This is a genomic window from Rhodococcus sp. NPDC127593 (genome assembly GCF_042671975.1).
GTDB lineage: Bacteria > Actinomycetota > Actinomycetes > Mycobacteriales > Mycobacteriaceae > Rhodococcus_F.
The window spans coordinates 1-4,867 of sequence record NZ_JBHXWI010000145.1 but is presented as its reverse complement, the minus strand read 5'-3'; the positions used below and the strand labels follow the sequence as shown (position 1 = coordinate 4,867).

Here is a 4,867-nt window from a genome sequence, read left to right as displayed (position 1 = left end):
GGTGGAAACCCCCTGCCACCACCCGCCCACTCCTACAACTTCACCGGAACATTCCTACACCGAAGACATTTTTCTACCTATATGCGCGAACGGCTTCCACCCCCACCGCGTGCGGAGATGTTACCGCGGGGTTTGTCACTCGGTCTGGCGCGAAGCCCTGATGTTCAGGCGGCGTGGATGTATCCGATCAGGATGCGCTTGACCGGTGAACTCGTCCGAACCTCATCGAATGGCAACGGTTTCGGCAGTGGTGGTGCCGTTGATCGGTACCGGTGTCCGGTGGGGGTGTAGATCTCGATTTTGTGCAGTCCGCTTAGTCGACACTGCGGGACGTTGGCAATACCTAACCGGCACCCACCAGGCGCATGGCGAGGTCGGAGTAGAGGTTTGCGACGGCCTCCGGTTCGGTGTAGGCGCCGGCCGGGAACCAGCGGCAGATATCGACGCACAGTGACATAAGCGCGAGGGTGACGCCTTCGCCGTCGGGCACCGTGAATTCGCCCGATGCGGCCCCGGCGTCGACGACGGCACGGACGATGTGGGTGATGTCGCGGCGCAATTTGACCACGTCGCGGTAGTGCTCGGGTGTGAGGGCGTTGAGTTCGTACTGCACGACGCGAGCCTGTGCGTGGTGCGTGGCCTGCCAGCTCGCGAATGCGCCGATCAGCGCCTGCAGTCTCGTGGAGGGGGCCTCGTCGGGGCGGTCTGCACTTACGACAACGTCGAGCGCGGCGGTGTGGCCTTCGTGACTGATCGCGAAGAGCAGCTCTTCTTTGGATCGGTAGTGCGGGTACATCGCGGCGGGGCTCATGTCGAGGCGGGCGGCGATCTCGCGGGTGGTGGTGCCCCCGTATCCGCTGGTCGCGAATGCGTCGACGGCTGCGGCTCGGATGCGGGCGGCAGCCTTGGAAGGGCTGATCACCTGGTTCGGTGATTCGCTCATGTCTTTCTCCATCCTCGGCTGCGCGGCTGTTGACAATACCGCGCCGCACGATCAGTATAAGCAAGCGCTTAGAAAATAAGCACACGCTTACATGCCGGAAAGCGTGGACACACCACAGCTGGATTTCGAAAAAGGAGCGGTCATGCGACGCACCCTGTACGGCCCCGATCACGAGGCATTCCGCGAATCGGCACGGGAGTTCGTGAACCGCAACCTCCTGCCGGTGGCCGACAAGCTCATCGAGCAGCGCTTCATCGACCGCGAGATCTGGCTCGAAGCCGGGCGCAACGGATTCCTCGGGCTCGAGGTCCCCGAGGCGTACGGCGGAAGCGAGGCCGGCGACTACCGGTTCAATGCGGTTCTCGCCGAGGAGCTTTCGCGGGCGAGCGCGGCCGTGTCGTCGAGCTTCGGTATTCACGCCGACGTCGTCGCGCCGTACCTCGTGCAGCTCACGACCGAGGAGCAGAAGCAGCGCTGGCTGCCGAAGTTCTGCACCGGTGAACTGCTCACCGCGATCGGCATGACGGAACCCTCCGGTGGTTCCGACCTCGCCTCGCTCAAGACCACCGCGGTCAAGGACGGCGACGACTGGATCATCAACGGTTCCAAGACGTTCATCACCAACGGCTACAACGCCGACCTGGTGATCGTCGCGGCGCGCACCAGCCCTGAGAAGAAGTCCAAGGGCATCACCCTGTTCGCCGTCGAGACGGGCATGGAAGGCTTCGAGCGCGGACGCAAGCTCGACAAGGTCGGCCAGCACGAGGCGGACACCGCCGAGTTGTTCTTCGAGAACGTGCGTGTCCCGTCGACGAACATCATCGGTGAGATCGACCGTGGATTCATCCACATGATGGAGATGCTGCCGCAGGAGCGTGTCGGCGCCGCTGTCTCGAACCTCGCGCACGCCGCGCCGATTCTCGAGGAGACGATCCAGTACGCCAAGGACCGCAAGGCATTCGGACAGCCCATCGGTTCATTGCAGTGGAACAAGTTCCTTCTCGCGGACCTCGTCACCCGTGTCGAGGTCACCCAGGCGTACGTCGACAACTGCGTCGCCGCACACGCCGACGGTGAGCTCACCGCGGTGGACGCCGCCAAGGCCAAGTGGTGGACTGCTCAGGTGCAGAACGAGGTCCTCGACCACTGCGTGCAGCTGCACGGTGGCTACGGATTCATGACCGAGTACCGTGCCGCCCGTGCGTGGATGGATGCCCGTGTCACCAAGATCTGGGCCGGTTCCAACGAGATCATGAAGGAACTGATCGGCCGCGACCTCGGCCTCTGAACCCCTACCCCGTAGCCCGACGACAAAGGAGTCGCCTCGTATGTCCGTTCTCGACAAGTTCAGCTTGACCGATCGGGTGGTCGTCGTGACCGGTGCGTCGTCGGGCCTCGGGGTCGCATTCGCGCAGGCCGCGGCGGAGGCCGGTGCCGACGTGGTGCTGGCAGCGCGCCGCACCGACCGTCTCGAGAAGACCGCCGAACTGGTGCGGGCCGCGGGACGGCGGGCGTTGTGCGTCGCGACGGACATCGCCGACCCGGCTCAGGCGCAGAACATGATCGACGCGGCCATGGAGAAGTTCGGCCGCGTGGACGTGCTCGTCAACAACGCCGGTGTCGGTACGGCTGTCCCCGCGACGCGGGAGACTCCGGAGCAGTTCCGGCAGGTCGTCGACATCAACCTGAACGGTTCCTACTGGGCGGCGCAGGCGGCGGGCAAGGTCATGAAGCCGGGCAGCGCGATCGTGAACATCGCGAGCGTGCTCGGTCTCACCACCGCGGGACTTCCGCAGGCCGCGTACGCCGCGAGCAAGGCCGGGGTCATCGGTCTCACTCGCGACCTGGCGCAGCAGTGGGGTGCTCGCAAGGGCATCCGGGTGAATGCGATCGCCCCCGGCTTCTTCGAGACGGAGATGACGGACCAGTACCAGGACGGGTACCTCGAATCGATGAAATCGCGGCTCGTTCTCGGTCGCCTCGGTGATCCGGAGGAGCTGGCCGCGACCGTGGTCTGGCTCGCGTCGGACGCCGCCGCGTACGTCACCGGTCAGACGATCGCGGTGGACGGCGGCATCACCATCACCTGAGCGTCGGGTTGGGCGGCGCTGCCGTGCTGGCGTATAAGTAGGAAATGACCACGCGCACCGTCCATGAAGAGTGGGACGACCAGCCCGCCCCGTCGATGGCGGCCACCGATCTGTTGCGGGAGCCTCCGGCGACCCCACGTGGTGCACGCACGCGCGCGGCGTTGGTGGCGGCCGCGCGGACGGTGTTCGAGCGGTCCGGGTACCTCGACGCCAGGCTCACCGACATCACGAAGGAAGCCAACTGCTCGACGGGGTCCTTCTACACCTACTTCGACAACAAGGAGCAGGTGTTCGCCGCCGTGCTCGAGGTGGCGCAGGAAGACATGATGCATCCGGGCATGAAGCGGGTGCAGGACACCGACGACCCGTATGCCGTCCTGGAGGCGAGTAACCGCGCCTACCTGGAGGCCTATCGGCGTAACGCCAAGCTGATGGGGCTGCTCGAGCAGGTCGCGCACATCGACCCGGCGTTCGCGGACCTGCGGCGCCAGCGGGCCGACGCGTTCATCGCGCGCAACGCGCGAGGCATCGCGGAATTGCAGGCGCGGGGCATCGCCGACAAGGAGCTGGACCCGATGCTGGCGTCGCGGGCGTTGTCGGGGATGGTCAGCAGGCTGGCCTACAACGTGTTCGTGGCCAGCGTGAACGGGACCGACGGCACTCCGGTCGATTTCGACGACGTCGTGTTCACCACGACACGCATCTGGGCAAACGGGCTGAGGTTCCCCGAGCTGAGCTGAGCTCTCTCCGACGGCGTGAGCGCGTGGGCACCCAGGTCGACGAAGCTGAATCCGACACCGGGTTCAGGTGATTTCTGTGGAAGACTGGGGTCACGTTCGTGTCCCCTCGAGGGAGGAATCTCGTGCAGGTTGCGCAGAAGGTCGCCATCGTCACCGGTGGCGGAGGTGGAATCGGCGGCGCACTCGCGGAGCGGCTCGCCGCCGAGGGTGCCAAGGTCGTCGTCACCGATCTCGATGGCACCGCGCTGGAATCGATCGTCCGAAAGATCGACGCCGAGCACCGCGGCGCTTCGCTGGCGGTGCAAGCCGACGCATCAGACGACGCACAGATCGCCTCGGTCATCGACGCCGCGGAGCAAGCCTTCGGCCCCGTCGACCTCTACTTCGCCAATGCGGGCGTCGCGGCAGGGGAGGGCCTCGAACCTGACGACGCCGTGTGGGATCTCGCCTTCGACGTGAACGTCCGTGCGCACATCCGGGCGGCACGCCGCCTGGTTCCCGGCTGGATCGAGCGCGGCGCGGGGTACTTCGTCAGCACGGCCTCGGCCGCCGGGCTGCTCACCCAGATCGGTTCCGCGCCGTATTCGGTGACCAAGCATGCCGCCGTCGGTTTCGCCGAATGGCTGTCCGTCACGTACGGCGACAAGGGGGTCCGCGTCAGCTGCCTGTGCCCCATGGGCGTCAACACCAAGCTGCTCACCGACGACGCCGCGCTGTCGGCTACCGCCGCACGTGCCGTCACCACCGCGGGTTCGGTGCTCGAACCGTCCGAGGTGGCCGAATGCGTTCTTGCCGCAATGGAAGCCGAACAGTTCCTGATCCTTCCGCACCCTGAAGTGCTGGAGATGTACCGGCACAAGGGCGCCGACTACGACCGATGGATTCGGGGAATGCGCCGCTACCAGGCCTCGCTCCTCGCCCAGCCGTCCTGACCCGACCGCACGAGGAGTCCGCATGTCGCTGTTCGATGTATCCGATCGCGCCCGGCAATACCAGACTGATCTGCTGGAGTTCATGGATTCGCATGTGTATCCGGCGGAGGCGGTGTACGAGGAGCAGATGCGGGAGTCGGGGGATCCGCATTTCCAGCCGCC

Annotated in this window: 5 protein-coding genes and 2 pseudogenes; 5 read left to right on the top strand and 2 right to left on the bottom strand. The window is 65.7% G+C overall.

The genetic code is table 11. The features are described from left to right. Nucleotides 1-164: 164 nt before the first annotated feature. Together ACFVJ3_RS49150 and ACFVJ3_RS49145 are read right to left on the bottom strand one after the other, a co-directional pair. Nucleotides 165-311, bottom strand: a pseudogene (locus tag ACFVJ3_RS49150) (HNH endonuclease); the annotation flags it as partial. A gap of 32 nt (nt 312-343) precedes the next feature. Beyond that, nucleotides 344-943, bottom strand: a complete 600-nt coding sequence (locus ACFVJ3_RS49145; RefSeq protein ID WP_378458991.1) for a TetR/AcrR family transcriptional regulator — start codon at nt 941-943, stop codon at nt 344-346. A 142-nt stretch (nt 944-1,085) separates the two neighbouring features. Here ACFVJ3_RS49145 and ACFVJ3_RS49140 point away from each other — a divergent pair, with 142 nt between their 5' ends. From ACFVJ3_RS49140 to ACFVJ3_RS49120, 5 genes and pseudogenes are all read left to right on the top strand, one after another. Further along, nucleotides 1,086-2,231 carry an acyl-CoA dehydrogenase family protein gene (locus ACFVJ3_RS49140; RefSeq protein ID WP_378458990.1) on the top strand — a complete coding sequence of 382 codons (1,146 nt, stop codon included), beginning with the start codon at nt 1,086-1,088 and terminating at the stop codon, nt 2,229-2,231. A gap of 40 nt (nt 2,232-2,271) precedes the next feature. After that, nucleotides 2,272-3,033, top strand: a complete 762-nt coding sequence (locus tag ACFVJ3_RS49135) for an SDR family NAD(P)-dependent oxidoreductase (RefSeq protein WP_378458989.1) — start codon at nt 2,272-2,274, stop codon at nt 3,031-3,033. Nucleotides 3,034-3,077: 44 nt separating this feature from the next. Further along, complete coding sequence (locus tag ACFVJ3_RS49130; protein WP_378458988.1) at nt 3,078-3,773, top strand: TetR/AcrR family transcriptional regulator; 696 nt, start codon at nt 3,078-3,080, stop codon at nt 3,771-3,773. A 122-nt stretch (nt 3,774-3,895) separates the two neighbouring features. Next, complete coding sequence (locus ACFVJ3_RS49125; protein WP_378458987.1) at nt 3,896-4,705, top strand: SDR family oxidoreductase; 810 nt, start codon at nt 3,896-3,898, stop codon at nt 4,703-4,705. Nucleotides 4,706-4,727: 22 nt separating this feature from the next. Next, nucleotides 4,728-4,867 (top strand): annotated as a pseudogene (locus ACFVJ3_RS49120) (acyl-CoA dehydrogenase); the annotation flags it as partial.

Coding starts and splice junctions, on each gene's coding strand:
- ACFVJ3_RS49145 (WP_378458991.1), bottom strand. CDS start 943: ATGAGCGAATCACCGAACCAGGTGATCAGCCCTTCCAAGGCTGCCGCC.
- ACFVJ3_RS49140 (WP_378458990.1), top strand. CDS start 1,086: ATGCGACGCACCCTGTACGGCCCCGATCACGAGGCATTCCGCGAATCG.
- ACFVJ3_RS49135 (WP_378458989.1), top strand. CDS start 2,272: ATGTCCGTTCTCGACAAGTTCAGCTTGACCGATCGGGTGGTCGTCGTG.
- ACFVJ3_RS49130 (WP_378458988.1), top strand. CDS start 3,078: ATGACCACGCGCACCGTCCATGAAGAGTGGGACGACCAGCCCGCCCCG.